The sequence below is a fragment of the Pseudomonas sp. URIL14HWK12:I12 genome, from assembly GCF_003097135.1.
In the GTDB taxonomy this organism is placed as follows: domain Bacteria; phylum Pseudomonadota; class Gammaproteobacteria; order Pseudomonadales; family Pseudomonadaceae; genus Aquipseudomonas.
Window position 1 is genome coordinate 588,804 of sequence record NZ_QEQL01000002.1, and the last position, 22,303, is coordinate 611,106.

20 protein-coding genes are annotated in these 22,303 nt (G+C 57.8%); 9 read left to right on the forward strand and 11 right to left on the reverse strand.

Annotated elements, in window-relative coordinates; genetic code table 11:
* Positions 1-20 precede the first annotated feature (20 nt).
* On the forward strand, positions 21-1,703 hold the full coding sequence (gene rpsA, locus F474_RS09675; protein WP_097085360.1) for a 30S ribosomal protein S1: 1,683 nt from the start codon (positions 21-23) through the stop codon (positions 1,701-1,703).
* A gap of 63 nt (positions 1,704-1,766) precedes the next feature.
* On the opposite strand, the gene F474_RS09680 is transcribed toward rpsA, so the two are convergent.
* From F474_RS09680 to F474_RS09725, 10 genes are all read right to left on the reverse strand, one after another.
* Positions 1,767-2,522, reverse strand: a complete 756-nt coding sequence (locus F474_RS09680; protein WP_097085359.1) for a phosphocholine cytidylyltransferase family protein — start codon at positions 2,520-2,522, stop codon at positions 1,767-1,769.
* A 5-nt stretch (positions 2,523-2,527) separates the two neighbouring features.
* Positions 2,528-3,157 (reverse strand): gamma-glutamyl-gamma-aminobutyrate hydrolase family protein, encoded by a 630-nt coding sequence (locus F474_RS09685; protein ID WP_097085358.1) that lies wholly within the window; start codon positions 3,155-3,157, stop codon positions 2,528-2,530.
* Positions 3,158-3,162: 5 nt separating this feature from the next.
* Positions 3,163-5,532 carry a PEP-utilizing enzyme gene (locus F474_RS09690; protein WP_097085357.1) on the reverse strand — a complete coding sequence of 790 codons (2,370 nt, stop codon included), beginning with the start codon at positions 5,530-5,532 and terminating at the stop codon, positions 3,163-3,165.
* The gene (locus F474_RS09695) at positions 5,525-6,262 is read right to left on the reverse strand and encodes a formyltransferase family protein (RefSeq protein WP_097085356.1); all 738 of its coding nucleotides are present in this window, start codon (positions 6,260-6,262) and stop codon (positions 5,525-5,527) included. Before F474_RS09695 ends, F474_RS09690 begins: the two co-directional genes overlap by 8 nt.
* Positions 6,259-6,822: a hypothetical protein gene (locus tag F474_RS09700; RefSeq protein WP_097085355.1), complete on the reverse strand. Its 564-nt coding sequence runs from the start codon at positions 6,820-6,822 to the stop codon at positions 6,259-6,261. The genes F474_RS09695 and F474_RS09700 overlap by 4 nt, the downstream gene beginning before the upstream one ends.
* Positions 6,813-7,340 (reverse strand): adenylyl-sulfate kinase, encoded by a 528-nt coding sequence (locus F474_RS09705; RefSeq protein ID WP_097085354.1) that lies wholly within the window; start codon positions 7,338-7,340, stop codon positions 6,813-6,815. The genes F474_RS09700 and F474_RS09705 overlap by 10 nt, the downstream gene beginning before the upstream one ends.
* Positions 7,341-7,344: 4 nt before the next feature.
* Complete coding sequence (locus tag F474_RS22920) at positions 7,345-8,409, reverse strand: CDP-glycerol glycerophosphotransferase family protein (protein WP_097085353.1); 1,065 nt, start codon at positions 8,407-8,409, stop codon at positions 7,345-7,347.
* Between the two features lie 46 nt (positions 8,410-8,455).
* The gene (locus F474_RS09715) at positions 8,456-8,878 is read right to left on the reverse strand and encodes an FdtA/QdtA family cupin domain-containing protein (protein WP_097085601.1); all 423 of its coding nucleotides are present in this window, start codon (positions 8,876-8,878) and stop codon (positions 8,456-8,458) included.
* 36 nt (positions 8,879-8,914) lie between these two features.
* Positions 8,915-9,847 (reverse strand): phytanoyl-CoA dioxygenase family protein, encoded by a 933-nt coding sequence (locus F474_RS09720; RefSeq protein ID WP_097085352.1) that lies wholly within the window; start codon positions 9,845-9,847, stop codon positions 8,915-8,917.
* Between the two features lie 83 nt (positions 9,848-9,930).
* Entirely contained in the window at positions 9,931-11,499 is a 1,569-nt protein-coding gene (locus tag F474_RS09725) for a glycosyltransferase family 61 protein (RefSeq protein ID WP_097085351.1), read from the reverse strand.
* A 255-nt stretch (positions 11,500-11,754) separates the two neighbouring features.
* Here F474_RS09725 and ihfB point away from each other — a divergent pair, with 255 nt between their 5' ends.
* The gene (gene ihfB, locus F474_RS09730) at positions 11,755-12,051 is read left to right on the forward strand and encodes an integration host factor subunit beta (RefSeq protein WP_097085350.1); all 297 of its coding nucleotides are present in this window, start codon (positions 11,755-11,757) and stop codon (positions 12,049-12,051) included.
* The gene (locus F474_RS09735) at positions 12,026-12,352 is read left to right on the forward strand and encodes a LapA family protein (protein WP_097085349.1); all 327 of its coding nucleotides are present in this window, start codon (positions 12,026-12,028) and stop codon (positions 12,350-12,352) included. The genes ihfB and F474_RS09735 overlap by 26 nt, the downstream gene beginning before the upstream one ends.
* A gap of 4 nt (positions 12,353-12,356) precedes the next feature.
* Here the strand turns inward: F474_RS09735 and F474_RS22925 are convergent, their stop codons facing one another.
* Entirely contained in the window at positions 12,357-12,641 is a 285-nt protein-coding gene (locus F474_RS22925) for a hypothetical protein (protein ID WP_097085348.1), read from the reverse strand.
* A 180-nt stretch (positions 12,642-12,821) separates the two neighbouring features.
* On the opposite strand from F474_RS22925, the gene F474_RS09745 reads away from it, so the two are divergent.
* The 6 genes from F474_RS09745 (at position 12,822) to tviB (ending at position 22,293) form a co-directional block, all read left to right on the forward strand.
* Complete coding sequence (locus tag F474_RS09745; protein ID WP_097085347.1) at positions 12,822-14,216, forward strand: MBL fold metallo-hydrolase RNA specificity domain-containing protein; 1,395 nt, start codon at positions 12,822-12,824, stop codon at positions 14,214-14,216.
* A 738-nt stretch (positions 14,217-14,954) separates the two neighbouring features.
* Positions 14,955-17,360, forward strand: coding sequence for a lysylphosphatidylglycerol synthase transmembrane domain-containing protein (locus F474_RS09750; protein WP_165830292.1), 2,406 nt, complete (start codon positions 14,955-14,957; stop codon positions 17,358-17,360).
* Positions 17,361-17,729: 369 nt separating this feature from the next.
* Entirely contained in the window at positions 17,730-18,845 is a 1,116-nt protein-coding gene (locus F474_RS09755; protein ID WP_097085345.1) for a DegT/DnrJ/EryC1/StrS aminotransferase family protein, read from the forward strand.
* 38 nt (positions 18,846-18,883) lie between these two features.
* Positions 18,884-19,840, forward strand: a complete 957-nt coding sequence (locus F474_RS09760) for an SDR family oxidoreductase (protein ID WP_097085344.1) — start codon at positions 18,884-18,886, stop codon at positions 19,838-19,840.
* 8 nt (positions 19,841-19,848) lie between these two features.
* Positions 19,849-20,859: a glycosyltransferase family 4 protein gene (locus F474_RS09765; RefSeq protein WP_097085600.1), complete on the forward strand. Its 1,011-nt coding sequence runs from the start codon at positions 19,849-19,851 to the stop codon at positions 20,857-20,859.
* A gap of 156 nt (positions 20,860-21,015) precedes the next feature.
* Positions 21,016-22,293: a Vi polysaccharide biosynthesis UDP-N-acetylglucosamine C-6 dehydrogenase TviB gene (tviB, locus tag F474_RS09770; RefSeq protein ID WP_097085343.1), complete on the forward strand. Its 1,278-nt coding sequence runs from the start codon at positions 21,016-21,018 to the stop codon at positions 22,291-22,293.
* The last annotated feature ends 10 nt before the right edge of the window (positions 22,294-22,303 follow it).

Consider the following 22,303-nt stretch of genomic DNA (forward strand, 5'->3'; position numbering starts at 1 on the left):
GCCCAACTACAGGATTAAAAATGAGCGAAAGCTTTGCAGAACTGTTTGAAGAAAGCCTGAAGAACCTCAACCTTCAGCCTGGCGCCATCATCTCCGGTACCGTCGTCGACATCGACGGCGACTGGGTGACCGTTCACGCCGGCCTGAAATCCGAGGGTGTGATCCCGCTCGAGCAATTCTTCAACGAAGCTGGCGAGCTGACCATCAAGGTCGGTGACGAAGTTCACGTAGCGCTGGACGCTGTCGAAGATGGCTTTGGCGAAACCAAGCTGTCCCGCGAAAAAGCCAAGCGCGCCGAGTGCTGGATCGTCCTGGAAGCAGCCTTCGCTGCCGAGGAAGTGGTCAAGGGCGTCATCAACGGCAAGGTCAAAGGTGGTTTCACCGTCGACGTCAACGGCATCCGTGCGTTCCTGCCGGGTTCGCTGGTCGACGTGCGCCCAGTGCGCGACACCACCCACCTGGAAGGCAAAGAGCTCGAGTTCAAGGTCATCAAGCTCGACCAGAAGCGCAACAATGTTGTCGTTTCCCGCCGCTCCGTGCTGGAAGCCGAGAACAGCGCAGAGCGCGAAGCGCTGCTGGAATCGCTGCAGGAAGGCCAACAGGTCAAAGGTATCGTCAAGAACCTCACCGACTACGGCGCATTCGTCGATCTGGGCGGTGTGGATGGCCTGCTGCACATCACCGACATGGCTTGGAAGCGCATCAAGCATCCGTCGGAAATCGTCAACGTTGGTGACGAGATCGATGTCAAGGTCCTGAAGTACGACCGCGAGCGCAACCGCGTATCGCTGGGCCTGAAGCAACTGGGCGAAGACCCATGGGTTGCTATCAAGGCACGCTACCCGGAAGGCACTCGTGTTCACGCACGCGTTACCAACCTCACCGACTACGGCTGCTTCGCAGAGCTGGAAGAAGGCGTGGAAGGCCTGGTGCACGTTTCCGAAATGGACTGGACCAACAAGAACATCCACCCGTCGAAAGTCGTTCAGGTTGGCGACGAAGTGGAAGTCATGGTTCTGGACATCGACGAAGAGCGCCGTCGTATCTCCCTGGGTATCAAGCAGTGCAAGTCCAACCCATGGGAAGACTTCTCGAGCCAGTTCAACAAGGGCGACAAGATCTCCGGCACCATCAAGTCGATCACCGATTTCGGTATCTTCATCGGCCTGGAAGGCGGCATCGACGGTCTGGTTCACCTGTCCGACATTTCCTGGAACGAGTCCGGCGAAGAAGCCGTACGTCGCTTCAAGAAGGGCGACGAGCTGGAAACCGTCATCCTGTCGGTTGACCCAGAGCGTGAGCGTATCTCGCTGGGCGTGAAGCAGCTGGAAGACGATCCGTTCTCCAACTTCGTCTCGCTGAACGACAAAGGCGCCATCGTTCGTGGCACCGTGAAAGAAGTCGATGCCAAGGGCGCTGTTATCACCCTGGCCGACGACATCGAAGCGACTCTGAAAGCTTCCGAAATCAGCCGTGACCGCGTTGAAGACGCTCGTAACGTGCTGAAGGAAGGCGACGAAGTCGAGGCCAAGATCATCAGCGTTGACCGTAAGTCGCGCGTGATCAGCCTGTCGATCAAGTCGAAAGACGTCGAAGACGAGAAAGAAGCGATTCAGACCCTGCGTAGCAAGGCCGAGAGCGAAAGCGCTGGCCCGACCACCATCGGTGATCTGATCCGCGCTCAGATGGAAAACCAGAACTAAGTTCGGGTTTTACTGAGCAAGAAAAGGGGGCAGCTTAGGCTGCCCCTTTTTTTATGCCTGCGGTCATCGCAGTGGCCGCCAATCGTGGCCCCAGCCTTTGCTATCTAACAGGCGCTCATAGAGCTCGATGTCAGACGGGTTGTCGACCTCTACCCAGCCTCCAGAAACTTCGACCGCTGCGATGGCCACACCGCGGCTCAACAGGGCGCGAAGCAGGCTGGTCATGTCCAGCTTGTCGACCTGCTCAGGGCTCAGCTCGCCCACCAAGGCCTGCACCTGGGCCCAGCCCTCGGGGCTAAACTTCAATAGGCCCATGTATTGGCCCTGAACTTCTCCAAGGTCGCGCGCCCTCTCGCCGATGGTTATCAAGCGCCCATCGGCCTGGTTGAAGGTCTCGGCATCGCTAAGTGGGTTCTCAAAGCGTTGCGACCACAAGGCCAGCCATTGTTTGTCGTAAGCGATCGCAATGGCCGCCGGGCAAGCCGCCAGGCGCTCGATGATCGCCGGCCGGTAGACGATGTCTCCATAACACACCAACGCCGGCGCGCTTGCCAGCTGGGTATCAGCCCTGAGCAGGCTACGGACCATGTTGCTGCTCGCCCACCTGGAGTTGTGTAGCCGGCTTTCACCATAGGGCTCAAGTGCTTCGGCACAATAGCCGCTGACCAGATGTATCGGAGCGATACCCGCTTGAGCCAGCGCGGCCAGCTGCCATTCGAGCAGGGGCTTGCCGGCGAGTACGGTCAGCGGTTTGGGTTGCTCGGCCGTGAGATTGCCCAGCCGTGAGCCACGACCGGCGGCAAGGATGATCGCTTGCATGAGGTTTACTCGAAAAGCCAGCGGCACAAGTGCAGGTCATGCTCGCTGGGGGTGGGTTCGCGTTCCGGGTGCCACATGACACCGGCTATCTTGAGATGCGCATGCACCACTGCTTCACAATGGCCCTGCTCGTCGCTGGCCCAGGGGCGAAGCGCAGCGGTGGGGGCCAGCAGTCGGTTGCCGTGGTAGGAGTTGACGGTGCGTGGCTCGCGATCGCAGGCCCACGGCAGAGGCTGCTCGGCATTGAGCAGGGTTATGCCGTGACGTTGTGCAACATGAATATGCGTGGGGGCCGGCACCCATTGCCCGCCGAAGTGCTGGTGAATCAACTGCAGGCCCCGGCAAACACCCAGTACGGGCCAATGAGCGCCAATGGCATGGGCCAGCAATGCCCGCTCACTGGTATCGCGCACCGGGTCACAGCCCACATCATCACCACCGCTGAAGATCAAGGCGTCTACCCCCTGCGCCTGCGCATAGGCAGGGGTGTCGGCTTGCAGGTTGGGCAATAGCACCCAGCGATTCCCCAGCCCAAGCGCAGAAAAGAACCGGTACCAATCCCGTGCGATGCCATCTCGTGGCTCGTGGTAACCGGTGGGGGAGCAATGACGCAAAGTGACACCGATTTTTTTCATAGGGATCACACCGGCTGAAGCGTGCGGTTTTGGCAGTCCAGGGCAATGCGCCGGCTGCGCACCAGGCGATTGAACAGCTGCTCGCCGCAGCCAATGGCCGCAGGAATGCCGAACTCGGCGCAGCGAATGGCCATGTGGGAATTGGCGCCCCCATATTGGGTCACCAACCCGGCGATGCCGCGGGTGAATACCCAGTCGTAGCCGGGGTCGGCGTTCTCGATGCAGACGATCATGCCTTGCAGTGGCAGAGTGGCTGAGGAGTTCTGCTGCAATTGCACCGCAGGGGCCTCGACGTGTTTCTGCGTTACGTAATTGGGCAAGCTGCGGTGCAGCGGCACGACCACCAAATCGTCCAGGCTACCGATCAGATGCCCTAGCTTGAGCACAAGCCCGTTCTCGTAACTGTTGCGCGCCTGTGTCGCGCGGGCCAGCAGCATCCGGTCGATGTCGTCCATCAGCGGAACGCTCAGCATGTCGAGCATTTCGTTGATGTTGAGGAACGAGAGATCTTCGCGCGCCAACCCCACCTCACCGCCCCAGTTCACCAGCGCTTTCAGGGCGTCGGACAAATCACGTGTGAAGATCAGCTTGGCGTATTCACGGGCCTGAATGGCCTGGCTGGCGTAGGCCAGCAGCGTGGCCGGTGGCAAGGGCCAGCCGTGCTCGTCAAGCAAGGCTTGCAGCGCCAGTGTTTCTCCATCGCTCAGGGCGAAGGCCGCTGGGCGGGGTGCCTCCTCAAGAGGCGCTACGGGCTGTGCAGCGAACAGATCATGGCGTTCGTCATAACGCAGCGAGGTGATTTCATAGGTGCCGGGGCGCAGGTGGCCAAAGCGCTGCAAGAAGCGGTCAGAGGAGGCCTGGCCATTGCAGACTTCAGCGTAATGCCGGGCCAGTTCGGTGGTTACCGTTTCGATAGACTGCTTCCACGCCTGCAGGCGCTCGAGAGCCAGTGCACCGCGCCGGCAGGCCGAGCGCATCAGTGCCTCGGCGATGAATGCATGGCGAGCCAATACCGCGAAGGGGTAGGTACCGTGAGCCCGGCAGGCCTGCAGCAGCCGCTCGATGTTGCTCAGGTTCGCAGCACCGCTCGAGGCGCTTTGCAAGCGTTCGCGCTCACGCACCTGCGCCAGTGCCCCTGGTAAGGAGCCGGGGCCGTGCTGTGCCATGACTGCATTGCGTGTCAGGGCATCGAGGGCTGCGCGGTAACTTTCAAACTGCCCTGCATCCAGCACTTGCGGGTAACGCGCCTGGAAGTCTTGGTCGAAGGTGAAGTCCAGGCAGGTGGGGACGATATCGAACTCCACCTTGTCGTGAAATTCAGGGTTCTCCTTCAGCCGCGCCAGCCAGGCGTCGACGAGCGCCTGCGATACCTGCGGCGCCAGGCCGGCCGGCAGGAACGAGTTGAAGCTGCAACGCACATCAATGTAGGGGTGGTGCCCAAGGGTGACCATCAGACGCTGCCTTGGCGGCGCCTGGTAGCCCATCGCAGCGCGAGCTTCGCGCCACGTGCTGTCAGTTACCAAAAACCTATACAGCGACGCCGCGAGGGGTCGTGGCGTGGTGCCAATGATTTCAGCCGGGTTCCAGTCGGGCATCACGCCGAGCACGGTAGCGTGCCCGTGAAGCTCCGGCTGGGGCGCCAGGCGTTCGGCCAGAAACCTGCGCACGTGTTCCAGCTGGCGCGCCACCCGGCGTTCGGTCACCGGGTGCCAAGTATTGCTCAGGGTGATCCGGCGCACTTGCAGCACATAGACCTGTTGCTGGTGATCTACCGCGAACTCGATATCCAGTGGCACACCACCGCATAACGGCTCAAGCTCGCGGCAGGCATCGAGCACTGCGCGTACGCGGGGCGAGTGCACCTGCTGGGCCGGTGCGTCGCGGTAAATCAGTACGGTCTTGTGGATGCCTGTGCCGCCAGTGATGGTGTCGGTCTTGCCGCTTTCGTCATCGTAATTGAGCACGTAGTAGGGTGCGCCGTGCTCCAGATCGTGCGTCATGACCACGCCGCTCATCTGAATGCCCGAGAGCATCGGCTGGATCAGCACCTGATGGCCTTCGCCGGGGTGCTCGGCGAAGGACTCGATGACTTGCTCGATGGCTGACGGCAATTCGCGGGTCGGTACGTTCAGGCAGCTACTGAAAGCGCCGGCCATCGACTGGGCCGCGCCGTCCTCGCCCCTGGCACTGCTGCGCACGATGAGTGCGCCATCCCCCGCGAGGTGGGCGGCGCTAGCCAGCAGCGGCGCGGGTGACTCGCGCCACTGGGTGGTGCTGAAGGCGAGCTGGGGAAGAATTATCGACCGCTTGAGCCACGGGCGCAGGCGTTCGAGGGTTTCGGCCTTGGTGCCAAAGGCGATCAGGGTGTCACTCACAGGCCGGCTCCTGCTGGTCGATGGTGAGCAGGGCCAGGTGCTTGAGCAACGGGTGAATGATGTAGTAGGGCGGCTGCTCTTCGGCGAACGAAGGGTCGGCCAGCGGCGCCAGGGAGGCAGGGTTTGCACGCCAGCGTAGCAGCACCTCGACCAGCAGGTCGGCCCGGATGGCGTTGTCGTAGAGGTAGTCCACGTCCATTCCGGCCGCGGGCAACGGGTAGTGCTTGCGGGCCACCACCGGGCCTGTGTCGATAGTTTCATTGAGCAACAACGCGCTGGCAGCGCATTGGCGCTGCTCGAGGATCTGGTAATAGAGCGTCGTGCTGCCGCGGTAATCGGGTAGCCAGCCTGAGTGAACATGCAGCACGGGGCAGCGCTGCAGCAGGGCAGGGGGCACCAATTGGCCACCCTGGCCGGAATAGACGATCAGGTCGGCTTTGCCGCGCTCGATGCAGCCCAGCAGCTCGGTGCTGTCCAGAATATCGCTGCTGCAACGCTCGTAAGCCCAGCCCAGGCGCTCCAGGCAGCCAATCAGGCTTTCATCGAGTTGCGGCAGAACCAACCCGCAATTCTCGTGATGCTGCGCGTGCCGCGTGACATGCGGCGGCGGCGCCGCTTGGCCATAGGCGATGATGTGATCGGGAACCAGGCCGGCGGCGGCCAGGGCTTGCAGGTAAGCTACCGAGCGGGCGGTGTGGGCGCATAGCAGTAACAGCCGAGGTGGCGTCATGGGGCGACCTGCGCGATCAGTTGTTGTTCGCTCTCAAGCAGCCAGGCTAAGTGCGCTCCATAGGGGGCGGCCATGCGCGGGAGCTGGGAAATCAAGGTGTCATTGAGCTTGAGCAGGGCGCTGAGGTACCAGGCGGCCTTTTCGGCTCGCCAAGCGTGGATCATCGCCTCGGCCAGCAGCAGGTAAGGGGCGAGCGCACGATAGCCGCTGCCCGGCAATGCAGCGTGGGGCGCTTCGAGTGTGTAGCCGCTGTACAGGCGTTTGCTGACCTCGAACTTCTTGACCAACCGCGGTAGCCAGTATTGCGCCCCCGGCACCTCGCCCAGCGGCATGCACCGAAGGCCTCGGCAAAGCTGCATGAGCAACGCTTCGGTGTCTTGTGCGTCGGCCTGGCCCGTTTCGGGCAGGGGCATCGCCTCGGGCGCCGGCAAGGCGTTACAGGCTTGCCGGCGTGCGGCTTTCCAGGCGGCAACGAACGCTTGGCCTTCGTACGCGGCGTAGCGGTAGTGCTGGGGGGTTTCAAGCAGGTCCCCCTCGGTGTAGCGGTAGGTCACAGGCATGGTGAGGGTCCGATCATGGCGCGCATCTGCGCAACGTAGCCAGGAATGTCTTCGGCGAGCTGGCTGTTGTGCAGCGTGAGGTCCGGGGACGGCGGCGGGCTGTAAGGGATGTCTACCCCCACCACGTGCGCCCGTTCGCCGCGCAGGGCGCTTTGGTAGAGCTGTTTGTCGTCTCGGTCGATGAGAGTGGCTAACGGCACGTCGACGAACACCTCGCGATAGGCCGAGAAACGCTCGCGGTTCTGCTCACTGACATCCTCGAATACCGACAGGATGCAGCACACCACGTCGATCCCTTGGCCGTCTAGCCAGCCGCACAGCGCCTGGATCCGCTCGGCATTCACACGGCGGCCTGCCAGGGTGTAGGCATCGGCTCGCTGGTCGTGGCGAAACAGGGCGCGGATCTCGTCACCGTCGACGAACACCGTTTGCGGGCGCTCGGCCTTGAGGCTGGCATACAGCGCACGGCCCAAGGTGGTTTTACCCGCCCCGGAGAGGCCCACCAACCAGATCACCATGGCGCTATCCTTGTTGGAGCAGGGTTTCGAGATTGCACAACGCCATTGCTGCCATTTCTGCTGAAAACCCGTAGCTGTTGACGAAGTACTTGTGCCGCAGCCGTTGCCTGATGCCAGCCTGCTCAGCCCACAGGGCATCGTCGGCGAGCAGCGTTGGCAATGCCCAACGGCAGTCTTCGTCAAGGTTGACGATATCGTGGCGCAGCAGCACATCCGGAGAACTATCACCGGTCAACGCATCCTCCGCCGCAGCGGGTACGTTCAGCAATAGCAGGGGCTTGTCCAGGTACAGCGCGCCGAAGGGCGTGCCGCCGTAGTCGCCGACCACGAAGTCTGCGCAGCGAAACAATGCAAGGTTGTCGTAGACGGTCGTGATCACTGCCGTAAAGGGATACTGGCCAAGCACTTCCAGTACCTGCGGCTCGGCTTCGTGGGAGAGGGGGTGCGTCTTGACGATGACGTTATAGTCATCACACAGCGCTGCCATGGCATCGGCAAAACGGGTTACCGAGGACAATTCCATCCACGTTGGGAGCCATAGCACGGTCTTTTTTTCAGGGGCCAGCACGCCTTCCAGGCCCGGGGGGCAGCTGCCGAGCAACTCTGGCTGGCGGAAATAGGCGTCGTAGCGCGGGTAGCCCATCTGGAAGGTCACTGCATCACTGCACTGTTTCATGCGCTCGGCCTGCCAGGGGCCAAAGCACAGGATCAGGTCGTAATGGCGGTTCCAGTCGGCGAAATTGTGCTTTGCCTTGCCCAACGCGTACATGAAGCGCACGCGGCGGTGGCCCAGAACGTGAATGATGGGCTGGTCAAGGTGGTCGAACATGCTGAGGTTGGAGACCACGATGTCGTAGGTGTGGCCCGCTTCGATGACCGTTTCGCTTTCAACGCAGCGGTAGCCGGCTTCGGTAGCCAGGGTCAGGGTTTCGAGCCGCTCGTGGTCGGTGCCGTGCAGGATGATATCGAACGCATCGGCACCGAGCAGCCGCCACACGGGTTGGTAATGGTTGAACAGCTCGGCGGCGTGGAGGAAGAAGCCGATGGGGGCGTAGAGAGGGCTCGTCATCCTTGGAGGTCTCCGGCTGGTGAGTCAGAGAGGGGCGGGTGAGCACTCATCGGCTACTGCCGATGGGCTGTCCCTGCTCAGCTATCTGCAAGAAGGTAGCGTAGTCCCGCACATAATCGGACTCATCATAAAGATTGTCTGCAAGGACCATCAGCACGCAGTCTGGTGAGAAGTCGTACATTTCTCTCCATACAAACGACTCTATCAATAACCCCTGCTGGGGGTGATCAAGGCGGATGTCGATTTTTTCCTTGCCGTCGTCAAGCAAGAAACGGCAGGAACCACGGACGGCGATTGCAACCTGCTTAAGTGACCTGTGTGCATGGAACCCACGCCGTACCCCTTCGCCGGTATCAAAAAGGTAATAAACCCGTTTGATGGTGAATGGAATGTTCTTTTCTTCCTCCAGTGCTATCAGGGAGCCACGCTCATCGCCATGAGCTTGTAGTTGAAGGAACTGGATTTTCAAGGTGGGCACTCTCTCATCTATACGCGATACTGGGCGTCATTTTTCGGAATTGATGATATTACCGCGAATACGGGCAATACCCTTATCGTTAAGGTCGCGCCGTGTAACCTGCGGTTCAAGCTGACCTCGCAGCGTACGATTTACGCCATCAATGGCGCTCGTGCCTCGATGATTTTTTGATCGCCCCAACAGATAGCGGAGTGATAGCCTGAACTGCTCAGACTCATGCGTTACAGGGCGCGTGCCGTGTAGTGTGCAGTTATGCCACAGTCCGACATAACCCGGCCCGCCCAGTAGCTTTTGATCTTCGCACTGCATTTGGTTGCCGTGGTCATCGGTATAGCGCCAGCGGCCATGCCCGACGGCTTCCAGTCGGTGCGGGAACAATGTTGCGCCAAATCGGTGCGAGCCTGGTATCAGGTGCAAGGGCGAATCGTGCTCACCGACCTCATGCAGGTACACATAGAGCGTCAGGAAGGTCGACGGGTCTTGTTCGACACGGCCCTGGGGCCAATCGATGATGTCCTGGTGAAAGTCGATGCCGCGAAAGTAAGTGATATCGCGAAACGGCTTTTTTATATAGGGCCCGAGGTTCGCCACATTCACATCGCGAATACGTTCACGCACCCAGCCAGGTAGCCAAGCGTCGGGCACGCCGCACACCGCCTTTTTGATGATGATGTCGTAGTCTTCACCAAGCAGCTCCTGCAAGGGTGTTTGGAGGCGCGGGTCCTGTTCGATGAAGCGTAGTTGATCTTCGAACGCATTGAGGAAGTTGAAGGCCGGGGTGGGGTTGGCGTTGAAGTGGTTCTCTTGAGCCAGATACTCCGCTTCGCTCATGAACAGGCTGGCATCGAAGGCGCGGGCTGCAACCATGTCACGGTACAGCGCCTTTACCGGTTCGGGTTCGAGGATCTCGCCGAACAGATGGGCGCCGTGCTCGATCAGGTTGTTGATGCAGCTTTGCATGAGAGGCCAGCCTCGGTTGTAGGGGGTGCTGTGATGGATATCGGCCGATGCGGGGTGAGGATTAGCCGCCAGTGCATTCGGCTTCAGGCATTGCCTTCGATGCCGACATGGCGGTGAAGCCAGGCGCGCACGTGCGTGATATCCAATTGGTAGCTCTTGTAGTAAAGCTCGCGCGAGTCCTGCGCGCCGGTGGGGAAGGTGATGAACTCCATATCTACGCCCACCATGCTGGCCAGGTTCGAAAAGCACGACAATTGCCCGTACTCCTCGGCCATCCAGCAGAGTGCCTTGGCACCGGGGGCTGCGAACAGCAGATTGGTCCAGGCCGCGCCTGTGGGGCCTGCGATCATTTCGGCATGGGCGAGGGTGGCGATCTGCTCCGTGAAGTCGAGGTCTTCAAGGTACACCGGCACGAAGCCTGCCTCCTGTAGCAAGGCTATGACTTCGTCCTGGTTGTAGCGTCGTAGAAAGCCCTTGCGGGCAAGGAAAACGCGCCGGGGTGTTGGCGCGCGGGTACCTGGCCCGAGCAGCGACAAGCCTCGCTCACGCAGGTACGCCACCGACTCGGGCCGGGCGAAATTGCTGGCTGTGGTATTGCTGACGCTGTTCTTGAAGTTGGGAATCATGTTGTTGGGGGCAGTGATCAGCAGCAGATCACGGACTTCGTAGCGCGAGAGGGTATCCAGAAAGACGACCGGCCGGCCGATGTCCAGGGTGTCGAACAGTGCTTTGATCGAAGGGATTTTCTCGCAGTGCCTGGAAATCAATATCGGGTAGTCATCGTAGTGCGCTGGCAGCTCGGCGATGAACTGCAGCTGCGAAAGAATTTCCAGCACCCAATGGTAATAGTTGGTCTCGCTGCAGCCGTTGATCAGCACGCCCTTTTCAAGCAGTTCCGGCTCACTGCTACGCACCAGCGCGAGGGTTTCGCCATGGTAGTGCAGGTGCGCCACGCTGTAGTCTGCATTGCGGGGAGTGGTTGTGGTCACGCGCTCTACGATGACTCGCCCATCACGCAGCTCTACCGAGCGCGACACAGTGCCAACGCGCCCGTCGACGAAGCGGTGAAGCTCCACCGCCGGAAGCGTTACGGGTGTAGGGATCGGGGGCTGGCCGACCAACGTCGGGCCCTGGACGGTCGTCTCGAGCGCGCCCCTGAAGGTGTGGGCGTGAAACTCCGATGTCTGATCCAGCCATTGCAGCTTGCGCCGCTTGATCGGCTGCGCAGAGCGCTGCCAGCCTTTATAGGTGAACCAGAACACCAAGGCTGACAGCGGCCCTTCGGCCCGGCAGATGAGCTCGTTGGCCTGGTGCCACAACGTGCTCATCAAGCGCTGCCTGAGGTTGAACTCCGGCTGCACCTGGGCGTTGAATATCTCGATGGATTTCTCCGGGATACCCAATGAAATCAATTGCGGATGGATTTCGCGAAAGTAGTCGCTGGCGATGATGATCTTGTCGTAGCCCAACGTTGCCAGTTGGTGAGGCCCGTGAATAGGCTTGCCGAATAGCGTCTCTTGCTGGCGCGCCTGGTTATTGTCGATGAAACCCAGTACCTGGTAACGGCTGCGGTTGCGCTTGTAGAAGTTTGCCCCCCCCGAGCCCGCGCCGAAAACAAGAATTCGGTCTTTTTTTGGAAACCCACCCAGCATGTTTCACCCTAGCCCCAACCCACCGACCCCACGCCGGCTCTGTTGCTAGTGTGCGGTGGTTCCCGAAAGTGTCAATCCCGGCCGAGCTGGGTATTTTTTAGCCTTGCGATGAAATTCAAGCCCGGCCCCAACCCAGCGCTAGCCGTATCGGTTACGCGGATCCGGCAAAAAGTCAATCCCGGGCTGTTCAAAAAGCGATCACCGTGCTACAACCTTTCTGGCGGTGCCTAGCTTCTTGATAAAGAAGGGAAAACCATGACGAAGTCGGAACTGATCGAACGTATCGTTACCCACCAGGGTCTACTCTCCTCAAAGGACGTGGAGCTGGCTATCAAGACCATGCTCGAGCAGATGTCTCAGTCGCTGGCAACGGGCGAACGCATCGAAATTCGTGGCTTTGGCAGTTTCTCTTTGCACTACCGGTCGCCTCGTGTGGGGCGTAACCCGAAAACCGGCCAGGCCGTAACACTCGATGGCAAGTTCGTGCCGCATTTCAAGCCGGGTAAGGAATTGCGCGATCGCGTCAATGAAGAAGGCGAAAGCCCTGTCTGAGGCGGCAACAGTCAGAGAGGAGACTTATGTGAATCATTTCAAGCGCCTTTTGGGCATTACCCTCGGCCTGCTAGCCGCTGCTGCATGCTTGCTGTTCGTGCTCGAGAATCAGCAAAGTGTCGAAGTATCTTTCCTAGGCTTTTCGACGCCTCAATGGCCGGTTTCTGTCGTCGTCATCCTGGCGTTTCTTCTGGGCATGGTCGTGGGCCCTGTGATCGGCTGGCTCATTGCCGCGCGCGGGCGCCGCAGGGTACGGCGCGCTGCCTTGGCTCAGCGGGCGGTTCAGGCGCCGCCTGCCTGACCCATCACTGCGTACACATCACCACCATCGTCCGGGTTGTCAGGCCTGCGGGGTTGAAACCCAGAAGGCCGCTGTCTTCGTCCTCGCCATGCTGGCTGGAACGCGCAATCACTCGATACCCTGCATTACCACAGGCAACGGCGGCGCTTGTATAGCAGCGGTCCCAAGACGAGCTGAGGCCCGAACAGCTGATGTGCACACCTTTGTGGCCGCGGTGGACAGTTGTTTCGGAAGTGGCCGCACATCCAGCGACCGTGGTCAGGCACAACATGAGCCAAACGTGTTTCATTCAATACCTTCTTGTAACCTGCGATGGACCCTGGGGCGTTATGCCAGCATTGTGAAGCTACCGCTTTACGACAGCAGAAAGACGACGATGACTGCAACGCAGAGGTTTCAGAGTCTTGCCGATAGAACCTATGAGGGAATTGCGCCCCAATAGCGCCCCCCGCATTAGAGTGTATTGGCTATGCAACATCCTCGTATTACCCACCACGGTGGGCACCTGGGCGTCACCGGCTCCTGCCATCAGCTTCATCTGGCTGAGGGGCGCAGCCTGTTGATCGACTGCGGTGCATATCAAGGCGTTGAGCAACCCAGCGATAATGCTTTAGGTTTTGATGCTCGGCAGGTGGCGGCTTTGGTCGTCACCCACGTCCACCTCGATCATATTGGCCGCATACCTCAGTTGCTCGCGGAAGGGTTCAGCGGGCCTATCCTATGCAGTGAGCCCTCGGCAGTGCTGCTGCCGCTGATGCTGGAGGATGCGTGGAAGCTTGAATATGGTAGCGATCCGCAAAGAATGAAGCGGTTTCTCGCGTTGCTGAGTGAGCGGATCGTGCCGTTGCGTTTCGGCGAGTACCACGAGGTACGCAACGGTCAAAGAGGATTGGTGCGGTTGAAACTGGAGCGTGCCGGGCATCTACTGGGTTCAGCATGGGTTGAGTGCGAATTGAGCGATGGCGCGACCGATACTAGTTGGCGGGTAGTATTTTCGGGTGACTTGGGGGCCGGCAATTCCCCCCTGTCATGGCCCCTCACGCCACCGGGCCCCGCTCACACGCTGGTGCTTGAAAGCACCTATGGAGACCGGTTGCACACAAGCCCGGCAGGCCGCGTGGCCCAGCTGGAGAAGGTGATCGATCAGGCCTTGTCTGACCAGGGCACATTATTGATTCCCGCGTTCAGCCTTGGGCGCGCCCAGGAGCTGCTATTGGAGTTGGCGCAGATACTGGAGCACAAGCGACTGGGCTACGAGCCTGGCTGCGGCCAGCAACCGCTGAACTGGCCTCAGCTGCCTGTGATACTAGACTCGCCCCTGGCCAGCCGCATTACTCAGGCTTATAGGAATCTACATACGTACTGGCCGAGCCAAGCGGCGGATGGCCAAGCGCTATCTTTCCCACAACTGCTGACCATCGACAACCATGAGCAGCATGTGCATGTCGTCAACTATCTGGCCAGCACAGTACGCCCGGCCATCGTTATTGCAGGTAACGGGATGTGCAGTGGTGGGCGGATTGTTAATTACCTTAAGCGCATGTTGCCCGACCCGCGTCATAACCTGCTGTTCACAGGGTATCAGGCCCGAGGCACTCCTGGGGCCGTGCTAAAAGCTGCGCAGGGCGCAGAAGGGTTTGTCAAAGTTGATTTGGACGGAGAGGCCTATACGCTACGCGCGCGGCTGCACAGCCTCGAGGGGTATTCGGCGCATGCCGATCAGGCAGGGTTGGTTGCCTTTGCTGAAGCGATCGGGCCCTCATTGAAGCAAGTGAGGCTAGTGCATGGTGAGCCCGGCGCCAAAGCTGCGCTGCAGCGCCGCCTGCGCGAGGTGTTCGGCGATCAGGTGAGTGTGGAGTGTTGAGGTGCGTAGTGGGTGGTAAACGGGTGCTGAGGTTACGAGCTTGCCTATTGGTGAGCCGCTCACTCCGGTGGGCGGGAACGATAAAACAGTTACGAACCGAGATGGCACTTGTACTGAATCTGTGTGGCCGGAGAGCATTTGGGTTGTACTGTACGGCCTGGTTTGAAACATACCGCTGCGTGTGTCCGGCACTGTGCAGTCGGAACGCTTTGTGCAGCATTTCAACAGGTACGATAAGCGTCAGCGCCTAATAAGGCTTGTTTTAGAGCCGCCACGCCTATATCGATAGCGGCATTCTTTATAAAGTCAAAGGGCCGTTGCTTAAGCGGCTTAGGAGGCGACGAGTCGCGCGAAGCGGCGCGGCTCTTACGCAAACGACTGTTTTATTGCTTTGTTAGAGCCTCACTGCCCCACTTATTGCAATCTGCCACTCAGCGCGCGCCATCATATTCATATGTTGATTTCGAAATAATGACATTTTCAACCGCGGCACCTATAAAAAGGGAAGGCGCGTTGCATCCCTTCTGTCTGGGCACAGTTAACCGAATTTTCCGTTTGGGCGATAATTTTTGACATACTTTTAGCCATCAATTCGCTTTTTAAAAAAAACTGGCTTGCTGGTGTCGTCAAGCTGTGTTATACATTTTGCGAAATTGCACATATATAAGCCTTCACTGAATAAGTGTTCATGATGAAATGAGCCTTGCGAGGGTTAAAATAAAAGGTCAAGCTGGTTCTATGAATAACGTTCGGCGTTTGAAGAAATATGGGGTTTTTTGTTTTTCATTGCTTGCCATGTTCCTGCTGCTTCGACACTTTGATGCCCGCCAGGTAGCCGAACAATTAAAAGAGTTTCCTCTTGGCGTAAGCGGTATCGTGCTGGGCCTGCTAATTATCAATGCGTGGGTCGTGGTTTATCGCTATTGGCGAATTCTTTCACACTTAGGGTTTGATTTACCTTGGTGGCTTATCGTCAGGGCTAGCATTATCGCCAATATTGCTTCCCTTCTGGTCATTCCGTTGTTCGGCCAAGTTGCTGGGCGTCAGGCAGTTTTACAGTCAGCAGGCATCACGGCGGTAGAGAACGCGGTTATCTCAGGTTATGAGCGTATTTTGGTAGGGGGCGTTAGTGCAATCCTGGCCTGCATAGGGGCGACCTATCTATTGGGCGTAGTGGCTGCTGATTACATATCGCTTGTTCCTGTTGGCGAGATAGTGCCGATTATCGTTTTTGCTGTCGTGCTCAGCTTCGTAGTTTCAATAAGTCGTTTTGAAATTGTCATCTTGAAAAAGCTGTTTACCGGGAAAAGCTTTTCCAAACTTATCGAAGCCATTCTGATTACCTTGGTCAGTTCGGCACTGATGTTGAGTAGTTTTGCCATTTTGTTCCATTTTGTCGCGCCGGGTATAAGTTGGATGGCGCTGTTCTCTGCTGCGGCAATCGTATCATTCGTAGCCGGTTTGCCGATAAGCTTCGGCGGGTGGGGGCCCCGTGAAGTGGTCTCGGTATATGCGCTGGGCTTGTGGGGCGTGAACTCTGAAAAAGCATTGGCGGCCTCGATCCTCTGTGGGGTGCTGTCAATCAGTGCGATTTTTCTGATGGCGCCTTTTGCGATGTGGCGCAAGCCAGCAAATAACCTCGTAACTGTGTTTGATAGAAATGAGTTGGTTGTGCCGGCTCCTAGTGGGGTCGAAGCTGCAGCCGCGTGGCTGCTCTGCTTCGGTGTAGCCACGTTGATATTGTTCCAAGTGCATCTGCCCGTTGGCGATACTGTAATAAACATCAACCTTTCCGACCCTTTTGCAGTGCTTGCGCTGGCGGCGGTGGGGTTGAATGCCATTTTTATGCGCACGTTGCCACACTGGCGAATCAAGCTGTTCAATGGTTTTCTACTGATAATGTCAATGGTGTTGGGGCTGGGCTTTTTGCATGGTTGGTTCAGCTTTGGCAGTAGTGCCTGGGCCGTTGGAAAGCTTTTCGGCTGGGCGGTGCTGCTCGGTTTCTTAGCTGCCGGTTATCTTTGTACGTCCTATTTCGGAGTGCGTGGCATAAGGCGCATTGTGGAAACCATGGTCGTCATACTCTGCTCGATACTGGTCGTGCAAATTGCCCTGCGGTCGCTTCACCTGGAGCACATCATCCAATGGAAAGGGTACAATTCATCAGTTGAAGGTTATTCGGGTAATCGGAATGCGTTGGCCTTCCAGATTTTGGCAGTGTGTTCTGTATTTGTCGGATTCTTTCCGATGTATAAGGGGAAAAGGTTGAAAGCTTTTCCTCGTATCTCCTGTGAAACCCTGTTCACGCTATCATTGGCATGGATGCTTGCCGGCCTTTACTATACGTATTCACGAACGGGTATTGCAGTGGCATTTTGCCTGTTGCTATTTGTAGTTGGTCGGCGGCTCATGCCGTGGCGCTCGGTGCTGGCAGCAGCGGTGGGCAGCGCATTGCTGTGCGCTGCCATTGCGTATGTGCCCACTGCCTTGAGCATGATCAAACTGTTGCAAGTTGATCACGCCGCTTCTGCGCTTGAGAGTTCGCAAGCCCGCAATCACGTGTTGAACCTGCCTTACCCGATAATTGGGTCTGAATCTTCTCAAGAAAGTCGTGAAAAGTCGGGTACCCCTCCGGCAACCAGCAGTGAAGCGCTAAGTTCGCTTCATCCGATTCCTTCATCTGGATTCTCGGAGGCTAGTAGTGATGCCTTACGCTGGCAACTTATCAAAAAGTCGACTGAGCTGTGGTTGGAGGCTCCGGTAGTCGGTCATGGTTTGGGATATTTTATAAAAGAGAGCCCCGCGTGGTTTGGTTTCCCAATCGTCGTGCATAACACTTTGTTGTGGTTACTGGTTGAAGTAGGCTTGTTAGGGGCTATCGCTTTTCTGGTGGCTTTCGTCGGTGTATGTACCTTTGCTTTCCGTAATAAAATTAGCCGGGTCCGCAATAATGGGCTGATCCTGCTGATGCTCTCCTTCTCACTCATGAGCCTGTTTCACGAAATGCTATATCAACGACTATTTTGGTTTTTGATTGGCGCGCTACTGGCTGTAAGTCTCTCGAGTGTGAGGTCGGTGAGATCTGGTCAATCACCCCGACTCGGTCTCGGTAAAACCAGTGTTCCGGTAGGCGATACGGTATAACCTGTGGAAGGTACTTTTTCGGTAGCCGTTCGAGGCTCTGACAAGGTAGATACGATGCCGGTGCACGGCGAGGTCTGTACGGCTTAGCCCTCCGGCAAATAGGCGATTTGGGTTGCCTGATCAGCTTGCTTTTGTCAGTGGCTTAACGCAGCGCGTTTCGTTGTATGGAAGGCGCTTGTTGATGCACTAGCGAAGGTGAGGCGAACAGTACGAGAAGATCGCTGAGACTATGGGCGGGGTGTGATAGCCTTGTCGCCCCCCCTTGGGGTGTCGCGGCCGTGCGGCGAGCCCGGGTTCGCCTGTTCGTCCAGCGCATCGTCATCGTGCATCGTGTGGCATGGTTTCCCTTATTTGTATGGAGTTTCGGTTGTGGTCCCTTTTCTGGATTTGAAAGCTATCAATGCCTCCATGGCAGATGAACTGGCCGCTGCTGCTTCAGAGGTCATTCAGTCTGGGTGGTACATCCAAGGCCAGAAACTGCAACAGTTCGAACAGGCCTTCGCTCAATACAGCCAAACCAGTCACTGTATCGGTGTCGCCAATGGTCTCGACGCGTTGGTCCTTACGCTACGCGCGTGGTTGCACTTGGGTAAGCTTAGGGAGGGCGATGAAATCATCGTGCCTGCCAATACCTACATTGCATCTATATTGGCGATTACCGAAAACCGACTTATACCGGTTTTGGTGGAGCCAGATCTTGCTTCCTACAATCTCTGCCCGATAAACACTGAACAAGCTATTACCGAGCGTACGCGCGCCATCCTTGCCGTTCACTTATATGGGCAGTTGGCTGATGTCGAAGCGCTAAGTGCCTTGGCCGAGAAGTATGGCCTGCTAATGCTCGAAGATGCGGCGCAGGCCCACGGCGCCCAGCGCAACGGTATACGAGCGGGTGCCTGGGGGGATGCCGCAGGCTTCAGTTTTTACCCGGGGAAAAATCTTGGCGCATTGGGTGATGCTGGCGCGATTACCACGTCCGATCCTCAGCTTGCAAGCACATTGCAGGCGCTGCGTAACTATGGGTCGCATGTCAAGTATCTGAATGATATTCAGGGCGTCAACAGCCGCCTGGATGAAATCCAAGCGGCGATGTTAAGTGTAAAGCTGAAGTACCTCGATGCGCAGACTTCACGCCGTCGTGAAATCGCGGGTCGATATGCTCAGGATATCCAGCACCCTGCACTAACGTTGCCAGCCTCATCAGCCCAAGCTTCCGACGCCCTGGACCACGTTTGGCACCTTTTCGTAATCCGGGTGGGCGACCGTAATAGGTTCCAGCAACACATGGCCACCTGCGGCATACAAACCTTGATTCATTATCCTGTCCCTCCCCACCGGCAAAAAGCTTACCCTGCCTTGGCTCACTTGAGCTTGCCGGTGACCGAGCAAATCCATGACCAGGTGATCAGTTTGCCAATCAGCCCGGTGCTTAGCGATGAAGACGTTCAGCGGGTGATCGATGCGTGCAACTCATATGGGGCCTGACTGGTATTCGAAGCCAACGGTGTGGGGGCGGTTGTGCGATGGCTGAGGGAATAACGCTAGTGACGGGGGCGACTGGCTTCGTAGGTCGGGCAGTAGTTGATCATTTGCATCGTCATGGTCGAGTACGCGCCGCCGTGCGCCAGCCCTGTGCTCAATTACTGGCTCAAGGCGTCGACTGTACTGAAGTTGGAAACCTTGGGGTTGACACGGACTGGGCACCCGCCCTTACGGATGTGACTTCCGTAGTGCATACCGCGGCGCGCGTGCATGTGATGAATGAGCAGGCTATCGATCCGCTTGCCGCGTTCCGGCAAGTAAACGTCGAGGGTACATTGGCCTTGGCAAGGCAATGTGCGGCGCTTGGTGTCAAACGGTTCGTTTTCATCAGCTCGGTCAAGGTTAACGGCGAAACTACCGACGGCCGTGCGCCTTTCGTGCCTCACGAGGTTCCCTGCCCAGTAGACGCTTATGGGATTTCAAAATGGGAAGCCGAGGAGGGACTGCGTGACATTGAACGGCAAACCGGTATGGCCGTGGTGGTTATTCGACCGCCGTTGATATACGGCCCGGGGGTAAAGGCCAATTTTCGCCGCTTAATTCAGGCAGTCGCACGTGGTTGGCCACTGCCTCTGGGCGGGGCGCGTAATTTGCGTAGCCTGGTTGCGTTGGAGAATCTCGTAAGTTTGATCGATTGTGTACTTAAGCATCCTGCGGCCGCCGGTGAGGTGTTTTTCGCCAGTGATGGCAATGACGTCTCTACCTTTACTCTTGTGCGGTCACTGGGTACCGCTCTGGGGCGCCATGCTTGGCTGCTGCCCATACCGGGCCGCTGGCTGATGGCATTGGCACAGGTAGCAGGCAAGGGCGCTGTGGCCAGTCGGCTGCTTGGCAGCCTTCAAGTAGATATCAGTTCAAACAAAGCGCTGCTTGGGTGGGTGCCGCCCGTGTCAATGGAGCTCGCGCTGGTGCGCACGGTTGCAGGGTTCAAGAAGTGATGTGGGCGATGTTGATGATTATATTGTGCGTCACCTTTGCGGTCAGTTTCTTATTGACCGGTGCGTTGCGTCGCTACGCACTCGCGCGCCATTTGGTGGATATCCCCAATGCGCGCAGCTCTCACACGTTGCCTACGCCGCGAGGCGGCGGCGTGGCGATCGTTGCCGCGCTATTGGGGGCATTGCTGGCGTGCAAAGTCGCATTTACCAGCTTGGCACTGCCAGGCGTGGGCCTTATCGGTGCAGGGGTCCTGGTTGCGGTTACCGGGTTTCTGGATGACCACGGGCATATCCCTGCGCGCTGGCGCCTAATGGCGCACTTTAGTGCAATTGCTTTGGGCCTATACAGTATTGGTCAGCTGCCAACGCTTGATCTTGGGCCTATCCATCTACAGGCGCAATGGTTGTTATGGGGGCTGGGTTTACTATTCGGCGTCTGGATGTTGAACCTCTACAATTTTATGGATGGCATAAATGGTATCGCAGGTGGGCAGGCCGTTTGTGCTGGCCTCGTAGTGGGTACCTTGGCGACACTTCACGGGGATCTAACCCTGGCATGGGTCGCGTATCTCGTAGCCGCCAGCGCGCTTGGGTTCTTGCTCTGGAACTTCCCCGTGGCGCGTATTTTCATGGGGGATGCCGGCAGCGGCTTTCTCGGAGCAATGCTGGCGCTGATCGCAGTCTGGTCCGGTAGCGTAGCGCAGTCGTATTTCTGGGCCTGGCTTACCGTGCTGGGGGTGTTTATTGTAGATGCGACCCTCACATTATTGGTGCGCCTGGCACGGGGCGAAAAAGTGTACGAGGCCCATCGCAGTCACGCCTACCAACACGCTGCCCGCCGCTGTACAAGCCATGCCCGAGTAACAAGCGTAGTCATATTGATAAACCTGGGGTGGTTGGCCCCGCTGGCTGCCGCCATCGTCCAAGGCTGGTTAAGTGGCATTGTCGGGCTGTTCGTGGCTTATGTGCCCTTGATTGCTCTGGCGATTGGCTTCAAGGCCGGTAACCCTTCGGATTGAACCACCTACCGTGAAGGTTGCACGGCAAAGAACCGGGCGAAGGCTGCGGCAAAAAAGCTTTCTTGCATGTTACCTGTGTGGGAAAATCCGCCCTTTGACCCGCCTGACGAGCGCAATACTGCTCGCTCGAACGAATTGACAGGAATCTGCATCGCAATGGATTTTGGAAACAAGACAATAGCCGTCATTGGTCTTGGATACGTCGGCCTGCCCCTTGCCGTCGAGTTCGGCAAGCGGCGTACGGTCATCGGCTTTGATATCCAGCCATCGCGTATTGACCAGCTCCGCCAGGCACACGACCATACATTGGAGTGCGCCCCAGAGGAGCTCCAGGCTGCTGTGCATCTTGCCTACAGCTGCGATGTCGAAGATCTTCGCAAGGCGCAAGTTTATATCGTCACCGTACCAACGCCGGTTGACGGTGCCAAGCGCCCCGACCTTACACCGCTTATCAAAGCCAGTGAGACAGTCGGCAAGGTGCTCAAGCAGGGCGATGTGGTCATCTACGAGTCCACGGTTTACCCCGGGGCTACTGAAGAGGTATGCGTGCCTGTCCTTGAGCGGGTCAGTGGCCTTGTATTCAACCAGGATTTTTTCTGTGGATACAGCCCGGAGCGTATCAACCCTGGTGACAAACTGCACCGCTTGCCCAATATAAAGAAGGTAACCAGCGGCAGCACGCCAGAGGTGGGCATTGCAGTGGATGCGCTGTATGCGCAAATCATAACCGCCGGCACTCATTTGGCCAGCAGCATTAAAGTCGCAGAAGCTGCCAAGGTGATCGAGAACACACAGCGTGACCTCAACATTGCACTGATGAATGAGCTGAGCGTTATCTTTCACTCTTTGGGGATCGATACCCAAGAGGTGCTGCTGGCGGCAGGCACAAAATGGAACTTTCTACCATTTCGCCCGGGGCTGGTGGGAGGGCATTGCATTGGCGTCGACCCGTACTACCTTACCCATAAGGCACAGGAAGTCGGCTACCATCCGGAGGTGATCCTTGCAGGGCGTCGAATTAACGACAGTATGGCACGTCATGTAGCGGATCGAACTGTAAAGTTGATGTTACGTAATGGCAAGCCTGTACTAGGTAGTAAGATATTGGTACTTGGTCTTACCTTTAAAGAAGATTGCCCAGATTTACGAAATACTAAAGTTGTAGATGTTATCAATGCGCTGCAGGAATACCATTGCAGTGTAGATGTCTTCGACCCCTGGGTAGATACCAATGAGGCCTTTGAGGAATATGGGTTGCGCTGCCTTCCCAATATGCCGGCAGGTGCGGAATATGCGGCCATTATTCTTGCTGTTGGTCACAGTGATTTCCTAAAACTCGGAGCAGAGGGTGTCCGGGCCATGGGAGAGAAAGGGGCGGTGCTGTTCGATGTTAAAGGGCTTTTTCCCCTGGGCACAGCAGACGGCCGACTATAAAGGTGCATGC